We start from the raw sequence: 25,932 nt of genomic DNA, 5'->3' as shown, positions 1-25,932 counted from the left end.
AGACACTCACAACGCGGGCACCAAACAGGGCCGCCGCACCGCTACGAAAATGGAACCGACATGACCTGCCACAAGACTGACGTGCCCTCGCCGGAGGAACTCGACATCCCCGCTCTTAAGGCGAGATACCTTGCCGAGCGCGACAAGCGCCTGCGCCGCGAAGGTGGCGAGCAGTACGTGCGGCCGACCGGGGATCTCGCGGACAACTACGCGCACGATCCGTTCACGCCGGTAGCCGACCGCGCGCCGCTTTCCGAAGAAATCGACGTGGCGATCCTGGGCGCCGGCTTCTCAGGTATCCTGGCGGGCTATCACCTGCGCAAGCAAGGCGTCACCAGCGTGCGCAACATCGATCACGCTGGCGGCTTCGGCGGCGTCTGGTACTGGAACCGCTATCCCGGCGTGCAGTGCGACAACGACGCGTACTGCTACCTGCCTCTCCTTGAGGAAACGGGCTACATGCCCACAAAGAAGTTCTCCGACGGGTGGGAAATCCAGGCCTACTGCCAGAAAATGGCCGAGGATTTCGAACTGGCCGACAAGGCGCTGTTCCACACCCTCGTCGAAAGCATCGTTTGGGATGAACGGATCAAGCGCTGGCACCTGAGGACCAATCGGGGCGACGACATCCGCGCTCGGTTTGTGGTCATGGCCGGCGGCGTCATGAACATGCCCAAGCTCCCAGGCATCCCGGGCATCCATGACTTCAAGGGCAAGATGTTCCATACCAGCCGCTGGGAACACGAATACACCGGCGGTTCGTGGAACAACCCGGTCCTCGACAAGCTCAAGGACAAGAGGGTCGCGATAGTTGGAACCGGGGCAACTGCGGTTCAGGCGGTGCCTTTTCTCGGCAAGTACGCCAAACAGCTCTACGTGCTGCAGCGCACGCCCTCGAACATCGACGAGCGCCCCAATCCGCCTACGGATCCGGACTGGGCGGCTTCACTGAAGCCCGGTTGGCAGCAGGAGCGCATGGCCAACTTCCATCGCGGTGCGCAGCAGTTCTTCATCCCTGGCGAACCGGACCTCATCTGCGACATCTGGACCGAGATCAGCCGCAACCTCAATCTTGACCTGGAGGCGGAAGGGTTCCCCGAGCTCGGCATCGAAGACCTGATGGCGCGCCGCGAAGTCGTGGACTTTCAAGTCATGGAGCGCCTGCGCCGCCGGGTTGATTCCATCGTGGAGGACAAGGGAACGGCTGAAATCCTGAAACCCTGGTTCCGCTTCATGTGCAAGCGTCCGCTCTCGAACAACGACTACTATCCCACCTTCAACCGCGACAACGTAAAGGTGATCGACGTTTCCCCCACCCAGGGCGTGGAACGGATGACAGAGAAGGGCTTCGTGGCCGACGGCGTCGAGTACGAGGTCGACCTGATGATCTTTGCCTCAGGGTTCGAGGTCACTTCGGACCTGCGCCGCCGATGGGGCATCGACACAGTCGAGGGGCGCGACGGCCTGTCGATTTACGACCATTGGGCGAACGGGCCGAGCACGTTTCACGGCGTCACCACGAACAACTTTCCGGCCATGTTCTACATGGGCTACATCCAGGGCGCGACAAACTCGAGCACGACCGAGCAGTTCGGCCGACAGGCCGAGCACCTCGCCTTCATGATCGGCGAGACCGTTCGCCGCGGCGCCGATACCTTCTGCGCCACGGCCGAAGGTGTGGCCGGCTATGTCGCCCACTGCCGCGAGAACGAGGTCGACATGAGCGAGTTCCAACAGGGCTGCACGCCCAGCTACTTCAACAACGAAGGGGACAAGGAACTCAAGTGGGCCCTGTTTAAGGGCTATCTTCCCGGATGGGACGCCTGGCGCGACATGCTTGCCGACTGGCGCACGTCTCCCGATCTGCCCGGCGTCGCCTTCGAAACACGGGAAATGGTGAACTGAAGGCGATCACCTGACAGGGTGGGGCACGGTGGCGCGACGCCCGCCGCCCTGCTCCTTGTCCGGGCGGCGACCGCAACGGCAGCCGCCCCGCCGGCGAACGCGCGGCCTCCACAGCCGTGTTCCCCATCCATTCTTGACGGGGCGTTCCGGCCCGCCGCATAATCCGCCCTCGAAACCCCGAGGGAAATTCCACATGGCCACCCGCCCCATCGCGCCCGGTCGGCGTATTGCCAAACCGGACTGGCGAGCCGTCCTCAAGCGCTCGCTGCGCCGCGCCGGAGAGCTTTCCGGCGCGCTCGTGCTGTTCGCGGCGATGGTGTTCCTGGCCCTGGCCCTGATCAGCTATCACCAGACCGACCCGTCCGCCTCAACGGCAGCTGGCGGCGACGTGCAGAACTGGATGGGACGTACCGGCGCCTGGACGGCGGAGCGCGCCCTGTTCTTTTTTGGCCCGGTGTCTGCCCTGTTCGTGCCGCTGCTCTATGTGTTCGGCCGCAAGCTGTGGCTGCTTGTCGAAGAGGACGATGGCGAGATCGAGCACACGAACCAGCGCTGGTGGGTTCCCGTCAGCGTGCTCGCGGTGTCCATGCTGCTGATCGCGACCGTGCTGTCCTTGTGGTTCACCAAGCCGGGCGGCTCCCTGCCGGCATCGATGGGCGGGATTTCAGGCCTGCTCGGCGCGAAGGCAATCGGTGCCCTCGCCGGCCTCGCCCCCGAGGCCGCGCAGAACTGGATCAAGTTTGCGCTGGCCCTCATCTGCCTGGGCATCGGCGTGATGCTTGCAGGGCGGGTCTTCGCCCTCGACTGGGCGGGGCTGCTGACGCTTCCCGGCCGGATCGGCCGCGTTCCTCTCAACCTTCCGTCGACCGAGGACCTGCCGTTCAAATCCGGGCGCGAAAAGGAACCTTCAAAGCCGGAGCGCGCCGAGAAGGTCGAGAAGCCGGAAGCACCGCTGCGCATCGCGGAAATGGCCGCACCTGTCTCGGCGGCGGCACGCAAGGTGCCTGAAATCAGCGACCCCAAGGCCGCCCCGATCCCGGCGCAGTTCGGTTCGGAAAGCCGCCAGAAAGACATGTTCGACAAGTACGAGCTGCCCGGCCTCGACCTGCTTGCCGATCCGCCGCCGAACTCACAGCCCAAGATCGACAAGCTCAGCCTAGAGCGCAACGCGCGGCTGCTGGAAACCGTCCTCGATGACTTCAACGTCAAGGGCGAAATCACGGCCGTCCGCACCGGCCCTGTCGTCACCATGTACGAACTGGAGCCGGCACCCGGCATCAAGGCCAGCCGCGTCATCGGCCTGGCGGACGACATCGCCCGCAACATGAGCGCGATCTCGGCCCGCGTGTCCTCGATTCCCGGCCGCACCGTAATGGGCATCGAACTGCCCAATGCCGATCGTCAGATGGTTTCCTTCAAGGAGATGGTCGCCTCCGAGGCCTTCGCGCATCACAAGGGTATGCTGCCGATCATCCTGGGCAAGGACATCGCCGGTGAGCCCGTGGTCGCCGACCTTGCGACCATGCCTCACCTCCTGGTCGCGGGTACGACGGGTTCGGGCAAGTCGGTCGGTCTCAATGCCATCCTGCTCTCGCTGCTCTACCGCCTGACGCCGGCGCAGTGCCGCTTGATCCTCGTCGATCCCAAGGTGCTGGAGCTCAAGAGCTACGACGACATCCCGCATCTTCTCTCGCCCGTGGTCACCGAGCCACCGAAGGCGATCCGGGCGCTCAAGTGGGCCGTCGAGGAGATGGAGCGCCGCTACCGTCAAATGAGCGAGATCTCGGTTCGCAATCTCGCCAGCTTCAACGAAAAGGTCCGCAGCGCTGCGGCCAAGGGCAAGCCCCTCGGCCGCAGGATCCAGATCGGCTTCGATCCCGAGACCGGCGAGGAACTCTACGAGGACCGCCAGCTCGACTACGAGGTCCTGCCGCAGATCGTCCTCATCGTCGACGAGCTGGCCGACCTCATGGTCACCGTCGGCAAGGAAATCGAGGTGCTCATCCAGCGGCTGTCGCAGAAAAGCCGTGCGGCCGGCATCCACCTCATCATGGCGACGCAGCGGCCCTCGGTCGATGTCATCACCGGCGTCATCAAGGCCAACCTCCCGACCCGCGTCTCTTTCGCGGTGACGAGCCGCATCGACAGCCGCACCATCCTTGGCGAACAAGGCGCCGAACAGCTTCTGGGCAAGGGCGACATGCTCTACAAGCCCAGTTCCGACCCTATCAAGCGCGTCCACGGCCCCTTCGTCTCCGACGAGGAAGTCGAGCACGTGGCGAACTACTGGCGATCGCAGGGCAAACCCGACTACGTCGATGCCGTCACGAACGAGCCGGAAGAAGGCAGCTTCGGGTTCGATGACCTTGACGCAACGGCCTCGGATGCGCCCGAAGAGCGCAAGTACCGTCAGGTGTGCCAGCTGGTGTTCGAAAACCAGAAGGTCTCGGTGTCGTGGCTGCAGCGCCAGATGGGCGTCGGCTACAATACGGCGGCGAAGTGGGTGGAGCGGATGGAGAACGACGGCTACGTCGGCCCCGCCAACCATGTCGGTCGCCGCGACATCTACCGCGATGAGAACGGCAACCCGCTTTGAAGGCGCTCGGCACGCTCGCGCTCGCCCTCATGCCCGTCACGGCGGTGGCGGCAACGTCCGCGCTCAACGGCCCAGGGAATTGGGTTCGCCTGTTCAACCGCGACATGGAGATTCTGATCGGTCGCACGATTCATGTCGATGCGGCGAGCGTCAAGGCCGGCGGCCTGGGGCGCACGTTCCGGGAAATCGACGTGCTGGTGAAAGCCCGCGGCCGCCTGCCCCGGGGCACCACCCAATACATGCTGCGCAGCATCGATTGCGGCACGGGCCGGGTACGGCTGGAGCAGTGGCAACTTTTCGCACCCGATGGCTCATCCCTTGGAGGGTCGACCGCGCCCGGCGCTGCCCAGCGCGTTCGCTGGAACAAGGAGGACGGCATGGTGATCCGTTATGTCTGCCAGGGAATCCTGCCCCGCTGATACAGACTGCGGCGCCTGACTGCGCCGTTGGGGCAACGCCACGGCTGCAACGCTGCCGCCGGTCGCTGCTGTTGCCTGTTGGTGTCATGACCTTGTCCCTCTAGGAAGGGCACCTTGCTCCTGCTGAACTGAAAAAGGCTTCGATGGAAGAACACGCTCAAGCATTCCTTCTTCGGGACGGGTTCCTTCTCCTCGGAACGGCGCTCGGCTTTGTTCTGCTTTTCCGGCGCCTCGGCCTCGGCGCGACGCTGGGCTTCCTTGCCACGGGTGCCGTCCTTGGCCCCTACGTCCTGAACCTGGTCGGTGATCCCGAAAGCAAGATGGGCTTCGCGGAACTGGGCATCACCTTGCTTCTGTTCATCGTCGGCCTTGAACTCGCGCCGGGGCGGCTCTGGCGGATGCGCCATGAAATCTTCGGCCTCGGCCTGCTCCAGGTCGTGCTTTGCGGGCTGGCGATCAGCGGCGTCATCTATGTGTTCACGGGTTTCAGCCCCGAAGCGTCACTGGCGCTGGGCCTGCCGCTCGGCCTTTCGTCGACCGCACAGGTCCTCCCCATGCTTCAGAGCGCAGGGCGCCTTCACACGCCTTTCGGTGAACGGTCCTTTGCCGTCCTGCTGTTCCAGGACCTGTCGATCATCCCCCTGATCACGATTATCGCCGCCATGAACCGCAACCCCGCGCTACCCGAGGGTCCGCCGGGATGGCTGCTGGGGCTGGAGACCATAGCCGCGATCATCGGCCTGATCCTTGCCGGCCGCTTCGTCATCCGCCCGGTGTTCCGCCTGATCGGCAACCTGGACGAGCGCGAGATGTTCGTCTTCGCTGCCCTGTTCACCGTGATGGCTTCGGGCGCGCTGATGCAGGCGCTCGGCCTCTCGACGGCACTGGGCGCCTTCATCGCCGGGGTCATGCTGGCGGATTCGCCCTACCGCCATGAACTCGAAGCGGACGTCGAACCGTTCCGCGCGATCCTGCTGGGCCTCTTCTTCATGTCGGTGGGCATGCTGCTTGACCTGTCAGCCATCGCCGAGCGCCCGCTTTTCGTGGTCGCCATGGCTCTGGCCCTGATCGCTGTCAAAAGCGGCATCATCTTTCTCCTGGGACTCGCCTTCCGCATGGAGTGGCGCAGCGCGCTGGCTCTTGGACTCCTGCTCAGCCAGGGTGGTGAGTTTGCCTTCGTGCTGTTCGCACAGGCCAGCACGGCCATGCTGATCAGCGCCGAGGCGACCAGCCTGTTCAGTGCGATCGTCACGCTTTCCATGGTGACGACACCCTTCCTGATGATGGCGACGCGCGGCATCCGGGAGCGGCCGGAGGGCAGGAAAGAAGTGCGCGACGGCCCGGACGCGGACGGCGCCAAGGCGATCATCGTGGGCTACGGCCGCTTCGGGCAGACCGTGGCCCAGATGCTGATCGCCGCGGACATCGAGGTGACGCTCATCGACACGGACATCGAAATGATCGACGTTGCCCGCAGTTTCGGTGCGCAGGTATGGTTCGGTGACGGCACCCGCATCGATCTTCTGCGTCAGGCCGGCGCGGCAGACGCGGAACTGATCGTCTTCTGCATCGATGGCGACCAACTGACCGAGGCCTTTCTCCAGGCTGTGCATCAGGCGTTTCCGGATGCGCAGATCCATGCCCGCGTATTTGATCGCCGCGCACTCGTTCGCCTCAAGGATGCGCCGCTCGCCTCCCTCTCGCGCGAGGTTCTGGAATCGGCCGTCGTCCTTGCGCGCCGGGCGCTGAAGGGCCTCGATATGGGATTGGCCGATATCGACCGTGCGGAGAAGATCTATCGCAAGAGCGACAAGGAACGCCTGACCCTGCAGTACGAGACGGGCGACATCGAGGCGGCGCGTGAACACATCATCACGCAGCCCCGCCGGCGCTCACGCCGAAAAAAGGAGGAGGACTGAGGATGAAAGATGCAGCCCTGCGCACAGTCCTTACAATCAGTTGAAACTTTCCGCGCTTGGTGTCTATTTTAGACGATCAGATTAGGCCAGGAGAGATGCGATGCGCGTCGGCACCGTCAAGGAAATCAAGAACCATGAGTATCGGGTCGGACTGACGCCCGAGAGCGCCCGCGAGCTTGTCGCAAACGGCCACGAAGTCTGGGTCGAGGCTGGCGCCGGCCTTGGCATCGGTGCCACCGACGCCGACTACGCCGACGCCGGAGCGAAGATCGTCGCTACGGCAGCCGAAATCTTCGCCGAGTGCGAGATGGTGGTGAAGGTCAAGGAGCCGCAGGCCGGCGAACGCGCCATGCTGCGCGAAGGCCAGATTCTCTACACCTATCTCCACCTCGCTCCCGATCCGGAGCAGACGGCCGATCTCGTGGCCTCCGGCGTCACCGCGATTGCCTACGAGACGGTTACCGGTCCGGGCGGTTCGCTCCCCCTGCTCAAGCCGATGAGCCAGGTGGCGGGTCGCATGTCGATCCAGGCGGGCGCGACGGCCCTTGAAAAAGCCAACGGCGGCCGCGGCGTCCTGCTGGGCGGCGTCCCGGGCGTGCTTCCCGCGCGCGTCATGGTCCTTGGCGGCGGCGTCGTGGGGTTCAACGCGGCGCAGATGGCCGTAGGCCTCGGCGCCGACGTGACGATCCTCGATCGCAGCCCCGAGGTTCTGGAGCGCCTTGGCATCCACTTCGAAAGCCGCGCCAAGACGCGCTTCGCGAACAGCAGCAACATTCGCCAGATGCTGTGCGAGGCAGAGCTGGTGATCGGCGCCGTGCTGGTGCCCGGCGCGGCGGCGCCCAAGCTCGTCACGCGCGAGATGCTGTCCTGCATGAAGCCGGGCGCGGTCCTGGTGGACGTCGCCATCGACCAGGGCGGCTGCTTCGAGACCAGTCGCGCCACCACGCACGAGAACCCGACCTACACCGTCGACGGCATCGTCCACTACTGCGTGGCCAACATGCCCGGCGCCGTCGCCCGGACCAGCACTTACGCTCTCAACAACGTGACGCTGCCGCACGCGCTGGAGATCGCGAACAAGGGCTGGAAGGCTGCCCTGAAGGCTGACCCGCACCTGGCCAACGGCCTCAACGTCCATGCCGGAAAGGTGACGTATGAAGCCGTCGCCCGCGAACTCGGCTACGATCATGTGCCGGTGAGCGCCGTTATCTGAGCTCCGCTTCCCGCCTGAGCCGGGCTCTCCGGCTCAGGCGATGAAGGGTGCCGCCACTTCGGCAGGCACCCGCATCAGGCGGCCGGTGGCGATGTCGATCATCGCCCAGGTCGTGCGTGCGGCAACGATTACCTTGCCGTCAGCGTTGCGGAAATCGACACGTCGGTCGAACCGCGCGCCGCTGGGGCCTTCGGGGATGAAGGTCTCGCCCGTCACGCTCTCCCCCTCGCGGATGTTCCCGCGATAGTCGATCTCGTGGCGGGTCACGACCCAGGCATACTTCGCCTGATGCTCGGGCGAAGCGACGGCCTCCCAATGCGCGGTGGCCATCGCTTCCATCCATTGCACCCAGACGGCGTTGTTGACGTGCCCCATGACATCGATGTCCTGCGGCTGCGCCGTAAAGGTGAGCCGGAAGGTCAATCCTCCACACCCAGCTGCCAGAGAATGAAGGCGAACTCCTCCGCCGTTTCCTTCAGGCTCTCGAACCGGCCCGACTTGCCGCCGTGGCCCGCGCCCATGTTGGTCTTGAGGATCAGCTCGTTGCCGTCCGTCTTCAGCTCACGCAGCTTCGCGACCCATTTCGCCGGCTCCCAGTACGTCACGCGCGGATCGTTCAGGCCCGCCGTGACCATGAGCGGCGGATAGGCCTGCGCCTTCACCTGGTCATAGGGGCTGTAGCTCCGGATGAGTTCGAACGCGGCCTTGTCCTCTATCGGATTGCCCCACTCAGGCCATTCGCCCGGCGTGAGGGGCAAGCTGTCATCCAGCATCGTGTTGAGCACGTCGACGAAGGGCACGTGCGCCACCACAGCGCCGAACAGGTCGGGATCCGAGTTGATGACCGCGCCCATCAGTTCGCCGCCCGCCGATCCTCCGGAAATGCTGATCCTGCCCGGAGCAGTGAATCCGCGATCGATCAGCCCCCGGGCCACGTCGACGAAGTCATTGAAGGTGTTGGTCCGGCGCTCGAGCTTGCCCGCCTTGTACCAGGCGCGCCCGAGATCGTCGCCGCCGCGGATATGCGCAATGGCGTAGGCGAAGCCCCGATCGACGAGGCTGAGGCGCGAGGTCGAGAAGCCCGGATCGATGCTGATGCCATAGGCGCCATACCCATAGAGGTGGAGCGGCCCCGCGCCCGTCCGGTCCTTGCGGTAAACGACCGAGACCGGAATCGCAGTGCCGTCGCGCGCGGTGATCTCCAGTCGTTCCGTAGCATAGAGCGAGGCATCGTAGCCGGAGGGGATTTCCTGAACCTTCAGGGTCGTCAGGCTGCGCGTCGCCACGTCGTAGTCGAGCACCGAAGAGGGCGCGACCATCGATTCGTACGACAGGCGCAGCGTCGTCATGTGCCACTCGGGGTTGTTGGAAAGCCCCGCCGAGTAGCTGGCCTCCGGAAACGTGATCCGCTCCACGCGCGCGGGATCGTCGTAGTAGCGCACCTCGATCTGGTCGAGCCCGGCACGGCGGCCCTCGATCACGTAAAAGTCGCGGAACAGATCGACGCCGGTGAGATAGAAGGCGTCGGTGCCCTCGATCAGCGTAGTCCACTCCCCCGGGCTCTCCAGCGGCGCGGTGGCCAGGCGGAAGTTCTCGTGCGTGTCGTTGGTGTGGATGTAGAGCACGCCCTCGCGCTCATCCACATCGTACTCCACGCCCTTGGCGCGGGGCTTCACCAGGATCTGCTTACCCAGCGGGTCGTCCGCCGGGACCATGCGGCACTCGCTTGTTTCATGGTCGCTGGAGCCGATCAGCAGCCACTTTTCGTTCGAGGAAAGCGACGAACCGACGCGGAAGCCCTCGTCGTCCTCGTGGTAAAGCTCGACGTCCTTCTCGATCGGCTCACCCAGCCAGTGCAGGCGCGCGTTGTCCGTGCGCCACTGCTCGTTGGCGAGCGAGTAGACCAGGCCCCTGTCCTGCGCGACCCAGACCAGCGCGGACAGTGTTCCCGGGATCTCGTCGGGCAGCAGTTCGCCGGTCTCCAGGTTCTTGATGCGCGCGGTGAAGCGTTCGGACCCGTTGTCGTCGTAGGCATAGGCCAGCAGCTTGCCGTTGGCACTCGTCGAGATGGCCCCGAGGCGGAAGTATTCCTTGCCCTGCGCAAGCGCCACTTCGTCGAGGATCAGTTCATCCGGGCCACCCGCAACCGGGCGACGCCACCACTTCTTGTATTCGGCGCCGTCCTCGAACTCGATCCAGTAGAGCCAGTCACCGTCCTTCTGGGGAACCGAGCTGTCCGCTTCCTTGATGCGCGCGCGCATCTCCTTGAACAAGGCGTCGATCCGGCCCTTGTGCTGGTCCATGCGGGATTCGAACCAGCGGTTCTCGGCCTCGAGGTGTTCCAGCACCTCCTTGTCCTTCACCTCGGGATAGCCCGGATCGCGCAGCCAGGCGTAGTCGTCGCTGACTGTGATGCCGTGGCGGGTGAAGGAATGCGGCTTCTTCGCCGCGCGCGGAGGACCGATCAGGGTCTGGATGAGGTCTGCCATGCCAACCATCTAGAGTCTGTCGCGGCCGAGTTGAAGGCGTGCGAAAAAAATCCTGCCTCCGGGCGAGCCCCTGCGCCGCCACTGGCCCCACCCCTGATAACGGGCGGAGAACCCCTCGCTTTCCCTTCTGTGCGACTGGGCCTATGCTGCAACGGTTGCCCCGAAAGCCGGATACCTGATGACATGTTGATGAATACCCATGAAGCCCGTCTGGATGCCCTGCGCAAGGAACTTGCCGCGCGCGGCCTCGATGGATTCGTGATCCCCATCTCCGATGAGCACATGAGCGAATACGTCGGTCACTATGCCCAGCGGCTTGAATGGCTGACTGGCTTCAACGGCTCGGCCGGCACGGCCGTCGTGCTGACGGACTCGACGCTGTCTCCTGCCGCGGCCATGCTCGTCGACGGACGCTATACCCTGCAAGTCCGCGACCAGGTGGACGGCACCCGTTACGCATACGCGAACGTACCGGCTACCAGCGTCGCCGCCTGGCTCGCCGAGCATGCGCCGGAGGGCGCCCGCATCGGGTACGATGCCTGGCTGCACGGCTCCAAGTGGGTGCAGGCCGTGGAACAGGCGCTGGCTTCCAGGGGCGGCGCGCTCCTTGCCGTAGAGGGCAATCCGATCGACGCCGTCTGGCACGACCAGCCCTCGCATTCGGCAGCCCCGGCGATGGTTCACCCCGATGCCTTCACGGGCGAGAGCAGCCAGACCAAACGCGCGGCGGTTTCCGCGTGGCTCACCTCTCGCGGGCTTGAGGCCACAGTCATCACCGCCCTCGATTCGATTGCCTGGCTGCTCAACATCCGCGGCACCGATGTGGAGCGCACCCCGGTCGCGCTGTCGTACGTGATCGCGCGGGCGGATGGCACCGCCGACCTGTTCATCGCGGGCGAGAAGGTCACCGATGAACTGCGCCGCCACCTCGGAAACGCAGTCACCATCCGCGAACGCGCCGCCTTCGTCGAAGGTCTGCGCGAACTCGCCGGGAAGCGTGTGGCCGTGGATCCGGAACGTGCCGTGGACGCCATCTTCAAGGAACTGGCTCGGGCCGGTGCCTCGATCGTCGAGGAACGCGACCCTACCGTGCTCCCCAAGGCGGTGAAGAACCCGGTCGAGCAGGCCGGTCATCGCGCGGCCCAGTCGCGGGACGGCGCCGCTGTCTCACGCTTCCTTCACTGGCTTTCGGTGGAAGCGCCGAACGGCACCGTCACGGAAATGTCCGCCGCTGACAAGCTGCAGGCGTGCCGCCAGGAAGCGGGTGACCTGCGCGACCTCTCGTTCGACACGATCTCGGGCGCAGGCCCGAACGGTGCCGTCGTCCACTACCGCGTGTCTGACGAGACGAACCGGACGCTGGAGCCGAACTCGGTATACCTCGTCGATTCGGGCGGCCAGTATCCCGATGGCACGACCGACATCACGCGCACCGTCTGGGTCGGCCCCGGCGAACCGCCGGCCGAAGTGAAGGACCGCTTCACGCGCGTGCTGAAAGGGCACATCGCGCTTGCGACCGCCGTGTTCCCGGCCGGCACGATAGGCAGCCAGCTCGACATCCTCGCCCGTGCCGCCCTGTGGCAGGCCGGCCTCGATTACGCGCACGGCACCGGGCACGGCGTCGGCAGCTTCCTTTCGGTCCACGAAGGCCCGCAGCGCATCGGCAAGCCCGCAGGCGGACAGGCCGGCACGGACCAGCCGCTGCTGCCTGGCATGTTCCTCTCGAACGAGCCCGGCTACTACAAGACCGGGGAGTACGGCATCCGCATCGAGAACCTCGTCCTCGTCGAGGAACGGGTGATCGAGGGAGCTGAGGGCGCCTACTACGGCTTCGAAACCCTAACCCACGCCCCGATCGAGCGCCGCCTGCTCGACACCACGCTGCTGACGCGCGCCGAAGTGGCATGGTGGAACGCCTACCACGCCCGCGTGCTGGAGATCGTCGGCCCGCAGCTCGACGGCGCGGCCAGGGCCTGGCTTGAGGCGCAGTGCGCACCGGTGTGACATGACGGGCGAGCGCGACCTTCGTACTTGCCCGGTCCACCTGGGCCTCGGCGGCCGGGTCGAGGCCCAGCCGCCCTTCGTGGCCGCGGACTGGTACGAGGCCTATGCGAAGCGCACCGCCGCCGACGGTGGCGAGGGACGTCTCGTCAGCCTCTTCGACTTCTCGTCCGACTGGGATACCTGGGAGATGCACCCGCACGGCGATGAACTCATCGTGTGCATCTCGGGCGAGATGACGGTGATACAGGAGCGTCCCGACGGCGCCATCCACGCCGAAACACTGGGCGCTGGACAGTACCTCATCAATCCTGCCGGTGTCTGGCACACCGCGAACATACTTGGCCGGGCCAGCGCCCTTTTCGTCACCGCTGGCCGGGGCACCCGGCACCTGCCACGGTGACGCAGCTTCGTCCTTTCTCCTCCCGCTGAAATCTGCCTTGGGCAACGGCTTGCGCCGCTTACGTCGGGATGAATGACCGGCGCCAACTGTGACAATTGACGACAATAAACGCGTCTCCCGGCACAACTGCGCGACAAGGTGCGTTTAGAAAGACCACAAGAGAGCCGCAGGACAGTTCTTCCCTCCTCCTTAGGTCCTGCGTCTCTCGCCCTTTTTTGATTACGGGAAAAGACAGATGACCAGGATGAAGACTTTGATGCTCGGCCTTTCGGCTGCGGCTCTGACCATCGGCGGCGTCGCTGGCGCCCAGGCACAAACCCCTGCGGAGAAGCCGCGCATGGAGCGACCTACCATGGACGCCAACGGTGACGGCGTCACCTCCCGCGCTGAGGCACAGGCCGCTGCGGCGCAGATGTTCGCGAAGTTCGACGCTAACAAGGACGGCAAGCTGGACAAGGCGGACCGTGAACTTGCCCGCCAGCAGGGCCGCGAACGGGCGTTCGATCGCCTCGATACCAACGACGACGGCTCGATCTCGCAGACCGAATTCACCGCCGAGCGCTCGCGTGATCGTGGCGACCGGCCAGCGTCCGGCATGACCCGCCCCACGCCGCAGAACCAGGCGGGCCAGGCCCCGCACCATGGCGGCAAGCACAAGCGCGGCCATCATGGTTCCGGCGGTATGCGCGGCGGCATGACGATGATGCAGCAGGCCGACACCAACAAGGACGGCGCCCTGTCACAGGCGGAATTCACCGCCGCCGCCCTGCAGCGCTTCGATGCCCAGGACGCAAATCGCGACGGCAATGTCACCAAGGAAGAGCGTCAGGCACACCGCGAGAAGATGCGGGCCGAATGGCAGGCGAAGAGGGCTGACAAGAAGGCGGTCAACTGACAGGAAGGCGCGGCGAGTACAGGATAGCTTCAATGAACGACACCGCGCCCTCCCCCGCAGCGGCCAGGCTGCTGCTGGTCGATGACGAATCTTCACTTCGTGAACCCTTGGCCGACTATCTGGTCCGCCAGGGGTTCACGGTCGTCCAGGCTTCCAGCGCTGCCGAAGCGCGCACCCGCCTTCGCGATGCACAGGACGGGTTCGATCTGGTCCTCCTCGACATCATGATGCCCGGGGAGGACGGCCTGTCGTTCTGCCGCCACCTGGTAGAGGCGCAGGAGATCCCGGTGATCTTCCTGACCGCGCGCGGCGAAGCCACCGACCGTATCGTCGGCCTCGAGATCGGGGCCGACGATTACGTCGTGAAGCCGTTCGAGCCGCGTGAACTGGTAGCCCGCATCCGCAGTGTGCTGCGGCGGGCCGCGCGGAGCGCCACCCCGCCCGTCGAGAACGAGGCGTTCGAGTTCGAGGAATGGCGCCTCGACCCGCTGAAGCGGCGCCTGATCGATCCCGAAGGCGCGGTAGTGGCTATCTCCTCCGTTGAATTCCGGCTCCTCATGGCCTTTCTCGAACATCCCCGACAGGTTCTGAACCGCGATCGGCTGCTCGACATGGTACAGGGACGCGAGGCCCATTTGTTCGACCGCGCCGTGGACAACCAGGTCAGCCGCCTTCGACGCAAGATCGAGGTCGACAGCCGCAATCCTCAGATCATCCAGACGGTGTGGGGCGGAGGCTACATGCTCGCGGCAGACGTTCGCCGCGTCGCTCTCGAAGACTGATGCGGCTTCCAGGCGTGTCGTCGCTGCAGCCGCGCAGCCTGATGGGGCAGATGTTGCTGGCGGTCGCCGCCGCTCTTCTGCTCGTGCAGGGCCTGGGCGCGCTGCTCGTCTATCGCGCGCAGCGGGAGGGCTATCAGTCCGGGATGACGAACTCCGTCGCCTTCCGGCTGATCGCCGAGACGCGCGGCCGAGGAGCGCTTGGCCGGATGCTTCGCGAAGGAGGCGACCGAGACCGTACGCCTTTCGCCGGCCCACCGCTCAGGGGATTTCCGCTGGAGTTCAGCGCCCACTCCCCCTTGCGCCCAGGCGAGACGCAGGATGCGGACATCGCCAAGCGGCTTGAGCGCATCTTTGCCGAACAGGACTTTCCCGCATCCCAGATCGTTGCGGCCCACCGCGTGGTCGGACGAGACGCTTTTTCCCGCGCCCATATCGAGATGCGTGCGCAGAACGGCCGCATCTCTCCGTCCGAGGCGGACGAGATCATGGCGGGGCACCTTCTTGTCGTCGGAGTCAAGCAGCCCGGCAAGGCCAACTGGATGATCGCCCGCGTCCGCAGCCCTGAAGCTTTTGGAGGGATGATCCGCACGCTGGTGATCCAGACCCTGATCATCTACCTGGTCCTGGTTGGCGCGGTCGCCCTGATCCTGCGGCGGATGACGCGCCCGCTTGCGGCGCTCACCCGCCGGGTGGAGCAATTCGCCGTAGCGCCCGGTTCCGCCGGGCAGCTGGCGCCGGCCGGCCCCGAAGACATGCAACGCCTCATCGTCGCACACAACGCCATGGAAGCGCGGATCGTCGCGATGCTTGACGAGAAGGACGTGATGCTCGGCGCCATCGGTCATGATCTGAAGACACCGCTGGCAGCCCTGCGCGTGCGCATCGAATCGGTGGAGGACGACGCAGAGCGCGGGCGGATGGCGCACACGATCGAGGACATCGTGCGCACGCTGGACGACATCCTCTCGCTCGCCCGGGTCGGACGCCCGAGCGATCCGCGCGAACGCACGGAACTCTCCGCCCTCGTCGCTTCCGTGGTGGAGGAGTACGAGGACATGGGTGAGCCGGTGGAACTGGCCGACACGCAGCGGATCGTGCTGGAGTTGCGGCCCACCTGGCTGCGTCGTGCGCTGCGCAACCTCATCGACAATGCCATCCGCTATGGAAGCCAGGCGCGCGTGCAGCTTGAGCGGCACGGCGAGCGCGCGGTGATCCGCATCGACGATGACGGGCCCGGCATCCCAGACGACGAGATCGACGCGATGACGAACCCGTTCACACGCGGCGATCCCTCCCGCAACAAGGCCACCGGCGGGGCCGGGCTGGGCCTCGCCCTCGCACGTGCCATCGCGGACCAGCACGGCGGTGCGCTGGTGCTGGCCAACCGCCTCTCGCCCGCCGGAGAGGTCGAGGGGCTGACGGTAAGGCTGGAACTGCCGCTGGCCTGAAGCGCCTCCTTGATTTAGCGCAGGGCGGCGAACTCCTCGTCGATGCGGCTGCCCATCATGTCGTCCAGAAGGCCGCAGTTGCGAACGCGCTCCACTGCGCGCTCCAGTTCCAGTACACCGGGCGTCCCCGCGAAGGCCGGGCCGAAGTCCCGGGCGATCCTTTCGGCCCACGGGACCGAGCAGAACCGCCCCAGCATCTGGGGAAGACGAGTCGAAAACGCTTGCGCATCCGCCGCGTCCAACAGCGGCTTCACATTCCGCAAAGCCCAGTCGTACCCATATTCGCGACTGGCGCTGCGGGCCATGACGCCATCCAGGATGTCGCGCCGTTCGCCTTCGCGCAGGCGCGGATCCTTCAGCTCCAGCAGCCAGGCCGCCATTTTCGGAAAGCCCGTCCTCGCCACCGCCGCCAGTGCAGCGGGACGGAACACCGGGTCTTCCGAGGCAAGCGCCTGATCGAGGAGCTTTCTCACCGCCTCAGCGTCCCGTTCGTAGAGGTAGAGGTCGAAAGCGTGATCGAACCAGGTCGGATCCAGCGCGGCGCGGTCTCCCGCCAGGTAAGCCACCGCCGCGTCTTCGAGCAAACGGCGCAAGGCGCGTCCCCCGCGTGCGCCGACAAGCGCGTTGACCACCTGCACCCGCCGCTGCGCCCGGGAGGCTGGCTCGCGCGCGTAGACGCCGAAGCGCGGATCGAAGCCATACTCCTTCAGGGAAGGGCCATAGAGCCGGTCCCGCAGTTGACGGAACCCCCGCCGCCCCTGCGCACCCACGATGTTCTCCCGCACCAGACGCGACATCGCCTTGTCGGGAGCATCCGCTGCATGAGGGTCGTCATGGCGGATAAGCTTTCGCTGCAATGCCGCCATTTCGTTAATGGTGCCCCGGCCTGCACGGATCGATGCATAGAGCGAATCCACCAGCGCCAGCGCCTCGCCTCCGGGCAGGCCATCAGCCGTCGCAATGAGGCTCTTCCAGTGCCCTGCGGTAAGTTCGAAACGGTAGTAGCCCGTCCCCCCGGCGTTCGGGAACACCTCGCCCTCTCCCGGAAGCTCGAAGGTTTGCGTACGCTGGTCCAGGATGAAACACCGGCGCACGGCGCCGCGCCGGAGGCAGAGCGGTATCGTCCAGAGCGTCTCCGGCGGCGCCACACCTGCAGTGGTATAGGGCAGCTGCGTCACCGTCACGCGCTGCCGGTCCCGCCGCAGGGCGAGCAGAGGCACCCCCTGCTGTTCGACGAAGCTGCGCAGGGCGGGAACGAGCTTCGGGTTGCCTGCCACTTCGGCGAGAGCGAAGAAGAAATCCTCGCTCGTCGCAGTTCCGCCGCGATGCGCCGCGAGGTAATGGCGCACGCCTTCACGGAACCTGTCCTCTCCCAGCCACGCGGCCACCATGCCCACGACGTGCCCGCCCTTGCCGTACGTCATGGCGTCGAAAGCCGTCTTGATGCGGCGGCTGTCGTCGATCGGCTGGCGAACCGGCCTGCCCGCGATCAGCGAATCGGTCTCCATCGCCTCATACCCCGCCGCGAGCGCGTCTCCCGCGATCCCCAGATCCGGCCGCCAGGCGTCCGCGATGCGGTAGCCGATCCAGTTGGCGAAGCTTTCATTCAGCCAGAGGTCGTCCCACCACTCGGGAGTGACGAGGTTCCCGAACCACTGGTGTCCCAGTTCATGCGCCACGACGCGGCCGAATGCGCGCTGCTGCGCGACCGGCGCTTCGTTGTCGAGCACCAGAAGATCGTCCCGGTAAAGCGCCGCCCCCGCGTTCTCCATCGCGCCGGAGTGAATTGGCGTCGTCACCTGGTCCATCTTCGCGAAGGGAAAGGCTTCGCCGAAGTAGTCCTCCAGCAGAGCCGTGATCGCCCTTGAGCCCTCCAGCGCGAAGGACAGGCGGTTCCGGTTCGGTGCGGTGGAAACGATCCGCAGCGGAAGGGCATCCGGGTGCCGCGCCCGCGGCGGCACCTCACCGCTGGCGGAGACGAAAGGTCCTGCCATCACGGCCACGAGGTACGTGGGCAGCGGCACTGTCGGCGCAAAGCGATGGACGAGCAGCCCGCCCTCGCGTGTCGGCTCTCCCTGCTCAGGCGCATTCCCGATTGCGGTGATGCCGTCGGGCGTACGGAGGGTGAGCGTGAAGGGCGTCTTGAACCCCGGCTGGTCGAAGCCGGGAAAGGCCGCACGCGCATCGACAGCCTGGAACTGGCTCCACGCATACCATGCCCCGTCCACCTGCACGCGGAACAGGCCCGCCGGTTCGTCCGCGAAGGGTGCGTCGTAATCGAAGGCCAGCGTCACCGCGCCCGGCCCAAGAGCCCGGGCGAACTCAGCCCTGGCAAGGCCCACCGGATCAAGCTGCACCCAGCGGCCCTCCACCGCTTCCCCCGTCCTATGGGCCGTCAGGCGGCTGACCCGAAGTCCCCGCCCGTGGAGATAGAGGGAAGCCGTTTCGCGGGCTAGGACGACGTCGATCTCGACATGGCCGGAGAAGCGCGGGCGCGACGGATCAACCGTAAGGTCAAGGCGATAAGCAGTGGGCACGGCGGCATCATCCAGCCGCCCCAGCGGAAGGGTATCGGCCCGCGTGTGGGACGCCCCGCCTAACAGGGCCAGAACGGCTGCAAACAGCGCCGCAAAAGGCGCCCATCCACGTCGGCCTGCCTTTCCCCTCACCCGCGCATCCAGCCCCCGCTGCAATGAGTTGACGGCCCGTTAGCGTAGCCGGCGTGGGGGGCGCAGGCACTCGCCCCGGCTCGTGCCGGAGGGGTTCCGCGCAGCCGAAGGCATTCCTCGCTCATCCCGGTGTCTCGTTTGCTTGTTCTACCAGGGTGTACGGGCATCGCCCCCGATTGCAACATGGGGCGCATCTGGCGCACAAGGCGCTGCAGAGGAGTTTTGCCAGCCGCCATGACTGCGGCTAAGGGCCGCGCCTACCATGGTCCACCCTTTCGTCCTTCTTGATGACGCCCGTTCCGAGGGCGCGGTCGATGCGCGGCTGTACCGGGCCTTGCGCGAAACCGTCGTGGCGATGCGCGCCAGCGAGGTTCTGCCGGCGCTGGAGCGTCTTCAGGCGCTCTCGAAAGCGGGCCTGCATCTGGCGGGGTACATGACGTACGAAGCGGGACTCGCGCTGGAACCACGGCTTGCCCCCCTGCTCGTCGAGACCGGCCGTCCGCTGCTGTGGTTCGGCGCTTTCGACGGCTACGAGACGATACACGCGCCGGAGGTGCCCCATTGGCTTCGCGCCACCGCCCGCCCAACCCCGCCCGCCATAGGCCCGCTCGAGCCTCAGGTGAGCACCGGCGAGTATGCGCGGCAGTTTGCGGCCATTCGTGATGCGATCGAAGCGGGAGACATCTACCAGGCCAACCTCACATTCCCGCTCGAAGGGCCTTGGAGCGGCGACCCTCTTGCGCTTTATGCCGCGCTGCGTCCTCGCGCCGCCGCCGGCTATGGCGCCGTCATCCACGACGGCGCCCGATGGCATCTCAGTTTCTCCCCGGAACTGTTCTTCACCCTCCACGGCCGCGATGTCGAGGTTCGCCCGATGAAGGGCACACGTCCGCGGGGGCGCAACGAGGCTGAGGATGCCGCGCTGCGTGCCGACCTTGCCGCCAGTGTGAAAGACCGGGCCGAGAACCTGATGATCCTTGACCTCATGCGCAACGATCTCTCGCGCCTTGCGGTCCCGGGAAGCGTACGCGTGGAAGCGCCCTTTGCCGTCGAGAGCTATCCGACGGTGCACCAGATGGTCTCCACCGTCCATGCCCGGCTTCCGCAGGATCATGGTGCCGTCGACCTCCTTCGCGCACTTTTTCCCTGCGGATCCATCACCGGCGCGCCCAAGATCCGCGCGATGGAACTGATCGCGCAGGTGGAGAGCGCACCGCGCGAAGCCTACTGCGGCAGCATCGGTTATCTCGAACCCTCTGGCGATGCCGCCTTCAATGTGGCAATTCGCACCTTGCGTCTCGATTGCAGCGGCCGCGCGGTCCTAGGGGTTGGATCGGCCGTAGTCGCGGATTCGCAAGCGCTTCCCGAATGGCGGGAGTGTCTGGTCAAAGGGGGTTTCGTGCGAGAGTCGGAAGTGCGGGTTGCCGGAGCAGCGGCCTCTGTGGCCGCATCGCCCGCCAGCTTCGATCTGATCGAGACGATGCGATTCACGCCAGAGGACGGCATCGCGCTGCTGGAACTGCATCTGGAGCGAATCGCCGCAAGCGCGGCCGCGCTGGGCTTCGGCTTCGACCGTCATGGCGTGCGCAATGCCATCCAGGCGCTGTGCTTCGATGCGGACGCTGCCTCCAGGCTGCGGCTCGTGGTCGGCCGCAGCGGCGCGTTCTCGCTGGAACTGGCCGCCCTTCCCCCCGCTCTGCCTGTCCCCGCCATCGTCGCGGCCCTGCGCCTGCCGGTCGACAGCGGCGACTGGCGGCTGCGCCACAAGACGACCGACCGCGGCTTCTACGAAAAGGGTCTCGAAGTCGCGCGCGCCAACGGTGCCGACGAGGCCATCATGCTGCGGGACGATGGCCTCGTCACCGAAGGCTGCTTCACCAGCATCTTCGTCGAGCGAGGCGGCAAGCTGCTGACTCCTCCTGCCGCACTTGGCCTGCTGCCGGGCATCCTTCGGCGGTCGCTGCTGGACAGCGGCCGCGCCGAGGAAGCGAACCTCACGCTGGACGATCTGAGCGCCGGTTTCCTCATCGGCAATGCCTTGCGCGGCCTGTCGCCTGCGCGTCTGCTCGACTAAAGTGGCCGATCTCGCATTTTCAACGATCCTGATCTAAGACTCCCGGCGATGCACATCTCAATCGCTCTCTCCCGCATCGCTCCATCGCAGACCACCGCGATGACCGATCGCGCCACGCAGCTTCGCGAAGCGGGGCGGGACATCATCTCGCTGTCGGTTGGGGAACCGGATTTCGCGACCCCGCCGCATGTCCTCGAAGCCGCCAAGGCTGCACTGGACAGGGGGGAGACGCGCTACACGCCGGTGGGTGGCACCTCGCGCCTCAAGCAGGCTGCCGCGCTGCACTTCGGCCGGGACCTCGGCATTGCGGTGTCGCCTTCGCAGGTCACCGTCAGCGCCGGCGGCAAGCAGGCGATCTTCCACGCAATGGCGGCCACCGTCAGCGAGGGGGACGAAGTGATCGTGCCCTCCCCCTGGTGGGTCAGCTATCCTGAAATCGTGCGCTTCGCCGGTGGCAAGGTGGTTCCGCTGCGCACTCACGCGAAGGATTCCTACCGGTTCACGCCGGCCGATCTCGAAGCGCAGATCGGTCCGCGCACGCTGTGGCTCATGCTCAACAGCCCCGGCAATCCGACAGGGGCCTGCCTGCCGGCGGAAACCTTGCTGGGCATTGGCGAAGTGCTGCGGCACCACCCGCGCGTCATGATCCTGTCGGACGACATCTACGCCCCGATCAATTATACCGGCGGCGCCCACGCGACGCTGGCCAACCTGTGCCCGGATCTTGCCGATCGCATCCTGACTATCTCCGGTGTCTCCAAGAGCCACGCAATGACCGGCTTTCGCATCGGAGTCGCGGCGGGGCCGGAATGGCTCATCACCGCAATGGAACGGCTGCAGTCGCACTCGTCAGGCAATCCCTGCTCGATCAGCCAGGCCGCCGCGGTCGCCGCCTTCGAAGGTCCGCAGGACTTCCTCGTGGACTGGTGCGAGCGTTTCCGCGCCCGGCGCGACCTCGTCGTTTCATCGATCAACGCCATACCCGGCCTTTCCACGCCCTCTCCGGACGGCGCCTTCTACTGCATGGTCGATGCCACGCCCCTGATGGAGCGGTTCGAAGACGATACGAAGCTGGCGCTTCACCTCCTCGACCATGGCGTCGCGGTCGTCCCCGCCTCGGCGTTCTGCGGCCGGGACGGCTTTCGCATCAGCTTCGCGGCGGACGAGGCGCGGCTTGTCGAGGCCTGCCGGCGGATCGCCGGGGCCGTGGCCTGATATTCCCGGCGGCATCGCGTCGACGGTGCCGCGACCGGCTCCCGAAGGGGGCAACGAAAGAAAGAATCATGGAACTCGAAATTCTCTTCGAAGACGGCGAAGCGCTCGTCATCGACAAGCCCGCCGGCCTGCCGCTCGATCAGCCGCGCGCCGGTGGACCAAGCCTCGAAGATCGGCTGGACGAGCTGAAGCTCGGCTTCCAACGTCAGCCTTTCCCCGTCCATCGCCTTGACCGCGACACGTCCGGATGCCTCCTTCTGGCCCGCAACCCAAAGGCGCTCAAGCGCTTCGCCGCCGCTTTCGAGGAGCGCACGGTCGAGAAGCGCTACCTCGGCATCGTCGCAGGTGAACTGAACGAGGAGGAGGGCACGATCGCCCTAAACCTCTCCAAAGTCAGCACGGCAAAGGACGGCTGGCGCATGATCCCTGCGCGCAAGGGCAAGCCGGCCGTCACGCACTGGCGAAAGCTGGACGCGCGCGGCGGACTGACGCTGGTGGAGTTCCGCCCCGAGACGGGCCGGACACATCAGATCCGCGTGCACGCCGCCTCCGGGCTGGGCTTTCCGCTCCTGGGCGATCCCGTCTACGGGTCCAGGAGCGGAGCCGGCCGCACGATGCTTCATGCGGCAGGTCTGACCGTTCCGCGCGGCGGCGAAAAGCCTCCGATCGTCGCCGTCAGCCCGATGCCTGCCGATTTCCGCGCCCTTGGCTTCACGGATGAATGACTGCGGTCGATGACATAGTGGAGCGCGCCCAGGCTCTCGCGAGCGAGAGCTTCATCGCCTCCACCGGGCCGGGCGGGCAGAACGTCAACAAGGTGGCCACGGCCGTGCAGCTCCGTGTCGATATCTACGCTCTGCGTCTGGTGCCGCCGGTCTTCGCCCGGGTCAGGGAATTGGCCGGAAGCCGCATGACGGCGCGCGGCGAGCTGATTCTCACCGCCCGCCGCTTCCGGACTCAGGAAGCCAACCGGGCGGACGCGCGCGAACGGCTGGCAGAGCTTCTGGTGGAGGCGCACAAGCTTCCGGAAAAGCGAGCCAAGAGCCGTCTCAACCGTGTCGGCAAGGAGCAGCGGCTCAAGGGCAAGAAGCTGCGCGGCTCCGTCAAGGCCGGCCGCGGCAAAGTCAGCTTCGACTGATCAGTCCGCCGCCTCCGCCGGCGTGGGGGCAGAAAGCGTGGCATCTTCTGTCGGCGGCCGGCGTGCATCGAGGATAGCCGCCGCCTCGTCGAGTGCGCGGGCTTCTCCGACCGTGACGCCGCCGGGGCCGGGCGCCGTGTCCGACTGCGAACAGGCTCCCAGTGCAAGCAAGGGCAGGGCAAGCAGGGGAAGGGCAAGGCTGACTGGTCTCATGATCCTGCCGTAGCCCAGTCGCGATCAGGCGTCGATGACCCGGGTATGCGGGTGATGCTTGTCCAGATGCTTGCGGATGATCTTTAAGTTGCGGCTGTTGGACCGGAACACGAAGTCGAACAGATCGCCCGCGATCGGTATAGCGCCCACCAGACTGTCGAACCCGACATTGGCGCTCATGCGTGCCAGTTGCCACTTCGACATGCCCAGATTGCGCGCCTCCCAAACCAGGTAGAGGCCCAGTGCCGCGGCAATCAGGTCGCCCGCCACGGGCACGAGGCCCACGACCGCGTCGAGCCCTACCTGCCGGCGGATGCCCGGCACGGTAAACGCCCGCTCCAGCACCCGCTCAAGCATCTCGATACGACGCCGCACCGATGCCGGGTCGTTCCCTATCGGAAGTTCATGCTCCATGCGCCGGGCAGGCTGCGGTCCTATCGCCACTCTCAGGCCTTTTCTTGACGCGGCTCGGCGCCGCATCTTCTACTTGGGGAGCCAGGCGAGCGGCATCAAGGGATGCCAGCCCCACTGGTTGGGAGAGAAGCCGGACACGGTGCCGCGAACCAGCGACCAGCGGATGGGCGTGCCGAACGGTATGAAGACATTCGCGCCCGCGAGCTCTGCTTCCGCTTCGGTCAGCATCGCGGCGCGTTCCGCCGAGGAGACGGCGACGGCAGCATCGGCCACGCGCGCATCGGCCTCGGGAGAGCAGATTCCCCGTCGCGCCCGGCAGGACAGGCGGTTCAGGAACCAGGCCGCGCGGGGGTAGCGTGCCACATCGTCGATGAGGAGCAGATCAGCCCCTTCCTGCGCCTCCGCTCTGTCGAGGCCAACGCCGATCGCCGCGAAATTGCTGGAGAGGCGCTCGAACAGCACCGACGATCCGCCTCCGTCCGGAAGCCAGATCGTCAGGCGCGGGCGGCTGGCTTCGGCGCCATTGCTCGCGATCCAGTCGCGCACACGGGCCGCGGCCACGGCCCGGCGTTCCTCGATGGTCTGTCCTGACCACCGCTCCCCGATGGTGCCAAGGTCACCGTCCAGGCTCGGCGACACGATGCGCGTGGTCGGCACCCAGCCGCCAACCCCGAAGGGCGCGATGAGGGCGTCCCGGTCGACCGTCATGGCCAGCGCTTCCCGATTGGCGGCTTGCGAAAGGAAGCCCTGCTCGTTCATCACCCGCAGCCCGAACAGGCCGATCACGGGGTCAAGCTGGATAGTGCCGCGCAGGATGCCGACGGAGCGGGTCAGAAGGAAATCCTCAATCCGTCCACCCAGTACGAGATCGACACTGCCCTCGTTGAACGCGGCAACTGCATCCTCTCCGCGCAAGCGGCGCAGCTCGATGCGTCGGGTGCGCTCCGCCCAGCGGTCGATCGCCGGCATGCCCAGTTGTACAGGATCAATGGCGGTCAGCAGCGTCCGGTCACCCGCGCGCGCAGCGATCATTGGCCCGGTGCCTTCCCCCTTGTGGCGCAGGCCCAGCTCCGGCTGGGCAAGCAGCTGGAGCAGGTAAGGCATGGGCCGGGCAAGCCGGATCTCGATCACGCGCCCGGCGGTGGCACGTACATCGTCCAGACCGGCAAGGTCCATCGCCAAAGGCGTTCCCTTGACCGCCTGCAGGGCGGCACGGAAGGCGCGCCGTGCGCTTTCGGCCGTGATTGGCTCACCGTTGGCCCAGGTGCCGTCGCGCAGCCGGAAGATATAGCTCTGGCCGTCGTCCGTCACGATCCAGCGGTCCGCCAGAGCCGGGATGACGCGGCCTGCGTCGTCGAATGCCACCAGCCCTTCGACGGTGGAGGCGTGGACCAGCAGCCCTCCAGTCGATGACAGGTCATCGCCGGATAGCACGCCCCTTTCCTCGCCGAGAACCGCCACGCCAAAGGCGGAATTGTCGGAGCCGCTGCAGGACGCGAGCATGAGACCGGCCATGACAGCCAGGACCCGGTAGACGGGGCGCTTGAACACCATGGCTAGGGACTAGTCGATTTCATCTGTCTCGCAAATGAAACCACAACCTTTTGGTTGCAGATCCTCAGATCTTGCGCAGAGCCGATTTGTCTGTGGTGGGCTCGGGCGTAGAGATGCGCATGTAGTAATCCAGGGAGGATTCCGGCGTACGGGCGATGGGCTCACGTGCCAGGCGCGGATCGATGTCGTCGCGGAACGCCACGCCGAAGCGATTGTCCTGCACCCAGGCCACAGTGCCCTCGACCCAGCCGATATTGCGGATGTTGACTCGCACGACGGTTCCGCGCGCGACGCGCACGTTACCCTCGCCCATCATGCCTCCCGCCGAGAGATTCCGGACCTTGATACGGAACTCGCCCTCGATACCCTCGACACGCAGATCAGCCAGCAAAAACAGGCTGTCCCGTGCGATCTGCCGATTTTCAGCTTCGTTCATGCGCTTTGGTCCGGGCGTTCAGGGCAGCACCTCCATGTGCCGCCGATGCAGGCAAATTACCGTGCCTGGGCCAGGATTTCTAGCGAACATTGGCGAATAAAGGGTTAACGCGACGGCTTCGAGCAAAGGCGAAGCCGCGCGCCCCTTAA

General features: G+C 66.0%; 21 protein-coding genes. 14 read left to right on the top strand and 7 right to left on the bottom strand.

All coding sequences use genetic code 11. The annotated features are described in order from the left end of the window. Nucleotides 1–60: 60 nt before the first annotated feature. The 5 genes from C2R25_RS04425 to ald all read left to right on the top strand — a co-directional run bounded on the left by C2R25_RS04425 (nucleotide 61) and on the right by ald (nucleotide 8,052). Nucleotides 61–1,905: an NAD(P)/FAD-dependent oxidoreductase gene (locus tag C2R25_RS04425; protein WP_103728024.1), complete on the top strand. Its 1,845-nt coding sequence runs from the start codon at nucleotides 61–63 to the stop codon at nucleotides 1,903–1,905. A 193-nt stretch (nucleotides 1,906–2,098) separates the two neighbouring features. Beyond that, nucleotides 2,099–4,501: a DNA translocase FtsK gene (locus C2R25_RS04415; protein WP_103728022.1), complete on the top strand. Its 2,403-nt coding sequence runs from the start codon at nucleotides 2,099–2,101 to the stop codon at nucleotides 4,499–4,501. Further along, nucleotides 4,498–4,920 carry a hypothetical protein gene (locus tag C2R25_RS04410; protein WP_233203760.1) on the top strand — a complete coding sequence of 141 codons (423 nt, stop codon included), beginning with the start codon at nucleotides 4,498–4,500 and terminating at the stop codon, nucleotides 4,918–4,920. Before C2R25_RS04415 ends, C2R25_RS04410 begins: the two co-directional genes overlap by 4 nt. Nucleotides 4,921–5,063: 143 nt before the next feature. Then, nucleotides 5,064–6,839, top strand: coding sequence for a cation:proton antiporter (locus tag C2R25_RS04405; RefSeq protein ID WP_103728021.1), 1,776 nt, complete (start codon nucleotides 5,064–5,066; stop codon nucleotides 6,837–6,839). Nucleotides 6,840–6,939: 100 nt separating this feature from the next. Continuing rightward, nucleotides 6,940–8,052, top strand: a complete 1,113-nt coding sequence (gene ald / locus C2R25_RS04400) for an alanine dehydrogenase (protein WP_103728020.1) — start codon at nucleotides 6,940–6,942, stop codon at nucleotides 8,050–8,052. A 33-nt stretch (nucleotides 8,053–8,085) separates the two neighbouring features. Here ald and C2R25_RS04395 read toward each other — a convergent pair whose 3' ends face one another. Together C2R25_RS04395 and C2R25_RS04390 are read right to left on the bottom strand one after the other, a co-directional pair. Continuing rightward, nucleotides 8,086–8,475, bottom strand: a complete 390-nt coding sequence (locus tag C2R25_RS04395; protein ID WP_146049611.1) for a thioesterase family protein — start codon at nucleotides 8,473–8,475, stop codon at nucleotides 8,086–8,088. Beyond that, nucleotides 8,472–10,550 (bottom strand): S9 family peptidase, encoded by a 2,079-nt coding sequence (locus tag C2R25_RS04390; RefSeq protein WP_103728019.1) that lies wholly within the window; start codon nucleotides 10,548–10,550, stop codon nucleotides 8,472–8,474. The genes C2R25_RS04395 and C2R25_RS04390 overlap by 4 nt, the downstream gene beginning before the upstream one ends. Nucleotides 10,551–10,724: 174 nt before the next feature. Between C2R25_RS04390 and C2R25_RS04385 the strand changes: the two genes are divergently transcribed. From C2R25_RS04385 to C2R25_RS04365, 5 genes are all read left to right on the top strand, one after another. Beyond that, entirely contained in the window at nucleotides 10,725–12,545 is a 1,821-nt protein-coding gene (locus tag C2R25_RS04385; RefSeq protein WP_103728018.1) for an aminopeptidase P family protein, read from the top strand. Nucleotide 12,546: 1 nt separating this feature from the next. Continuing rightward, complete coding sequence (locus C2R25_RS04380) at nucleotides 12,547–12,945, top strand: cupin domain-containing protein (RefSeq protein WP_103728017.1); 399 nt, start codon at nucleotides 12,547–12,549, stop codon at nucleotides 12,943–12,945. A gap of 235 nt (nucleotides 12,946–13,180) precedes the next feature. After that, complete coding sequence (locus C2R25_RS04375; protein WP_103728016.1) at nucleotides 13,181–13,840, top strand: EF-hand domain-containing protein; 660 nt, start codon at nucleotides 13,181–13,183, stop codon at nucleotides 13,838–13,840. A 32-nt stretch (nucleotides 13,841–13,872) separates the two neighbouring features. After that, on the top strand, nucleotides 13,873–14,622 hold the full coding sequence (locus C2R25_RS04370) for a response regulator (protein WP_103728015.1): 750 nt from the start codon (nucleotides 13,873–13,875) through the stop codon (nucleotides 14,620–14,622). Continuing rightward, complete coding sequence (locus tag C2R25_RS04365; RefSeq protein WP_103728014.1) at nucleotides 14,622–16,070, top strand: sensor histidine kinase KdpD; 1,449 nt, start codon at nucleotides 14,622–14,624, stop codon at nucleotides 16,068–16,070. The genes C2R25_RS04370 and C2R25_RS04365 overlap by 1 nt, the downstream gene beginning before the upstream one ends. A 14-nt stretch (nucleotides 16,071–16,084) precedes the next feature. Here C2R25_RS04365 and C2R25_RS04360 read toward each other — a convergent pair whose 3' ends face one another. Next, nucleotides 16,085–18,739 carry a M1 family metallopeptidase gene (locus C2R25_RS04360; protein WP_233203759.1) on the bottom strand — a complete coding sequence of 885 codons (2,655 nt, stop codon included), beginning with the start codon at nucleotides 18,737–18,739 and terminating at the stop codon, nucleotides 16,085–16,087. A 262-nt stretch (nucleotides 18,740–19,001) separates the two neighbouring features. Between C2R25_RS04360 and pabB the strand changes: the two genes are divergently transcribed. From pabB to arfB, 4 genes are all read left to right on the top strand, one after another. Further along, nucleotides 19,002–20,813, top strand: coding sequence for an aminodeoxychorismate synthase component I (gene pabB / locus C2R25_RS04355; protein WP_103728013.1), 1,812 nt, complete (start codon nucleotides 19,002–19,004; stop codon nucleotides 20,811–20,813). Between the two features lie 48 nt (nucleotides 20,814–20,861). Beyond that, a complete protein-coding gene (locus C2R25_RS04350; protein WP_103728012.1) occupies nucleotides 20,862–22,028 on the top strand; it encodes a pyridoxal phosphate-dependent aminotransferase in 1,167 nt (388 codons plus the stop codon). 68 nt (nucleotides 22,029–22,096) lie between these two features. Further along, nucleotides 22,097–22,753 (top strand): RluA family pseudouridine synthase, encoded by a 657-nt coding sequence (locus C2R25_RS04345; RefSeq protein ID WP_199183761.1) that lies wholly within the window; start codon nucleotides 22,097–22,099, stop codon nucleotides 22,751–22,753. After that, nucleotides 22,750–23,166 carry an alternative ribosome rescue aminoacyl-tRNA hydrolase ArfB gene (gene arfB / locus C2R25_RS04340; RefSeq protein ID WP_103728011.1) on the top strand — a complete coding sequence of 139 codons (417 nt, stop codon included), beginning with the start codon at nucleotides 22,750–22,752 and terminating at the stop codon, nucleotides 23,164–23,166. The genes C2R25_RS04345 and arfB overlap by 4 nt, the downstream gene beginning before the upstream one ends. On the opposite strand, the gene C2R25_RS04335 is transcribed toward arfB, so the two are convergent. The 4 genes from C2R25_RS04335 to C2R25_RS04320 all read right to left on the bottom strand — a co-directional run bounded on the left by C2R25_RS04335 (nucleotide 23,167) and on the right by C2R25_RS04320 (nucleotide 25,783). Continuing rightward, nucleotides 23,167–23,379: a hypothetical protein gene (locus C2R25_RS04335; RefSeq protein ID WP_103728010.1), complete on the bottom strand. Its 213-nt coding sequence runs from the start codon at nucleotides 23,377–23,379 to the stop codon at nucleotides 23,167–23,169. A gap of 24 nt (nucleotides 23,380–23,403) precedes the next feature. After that, on the bottom strand, nucleotides 23,404–23,793 hold the full coding sequence (locus C2R25_RS04330) for a DUF4112 domain-containing protein (RefSeq protein ID WP_103728009.1): 390 nt from the start codon (nucleotides 23,791–23,793) through the stop codon (nucleotides 23,404–23,406). Nucleotides 23,794–23,862: 69 nt separating this feature from the next. Next, nucleotides 23,863–25,347: an ABC transporter substrate-binding protein gene (locus C2R25_RS04325; RefSeq protein ID WP_103728008.1), complete on the bottom strand. Its 1,485-nt coding sequence runs from the start codon at nucleotides 25,345–25,347 to the stop codon at nucleotides 23,863–23,865. Between the two features lie 64 nt (nucleotides 25,348–25,411). Further along, nucleotides 25,412–25,783: a PilZ domain-containing protein gene (locus C2R25_RS04320; protein ID WP_103728007.1), complete on the bottom strand. Its 372-nt coding sequence runs from the start codon at nucleotides 25,781–25,783 to the stop codon at nucleotides 25,412–25,414. Between the last annotated feature and the right edge of the window lie 149 nt (nucleotides 25,784–25,932).

This window comes from Novosphingobium sp. HII-3 (assembly GCF_002916655.1).
GTDB lineage: Bacteria > Pseudomonadota > Alphaproteobacteria > Sphingomonadales > Sphingomonadaceae > Novosphingobium > Novosphingobium panipatense.
This window is presented reverse-complemented; position numbering and strand designations above follow the sequence as displayed.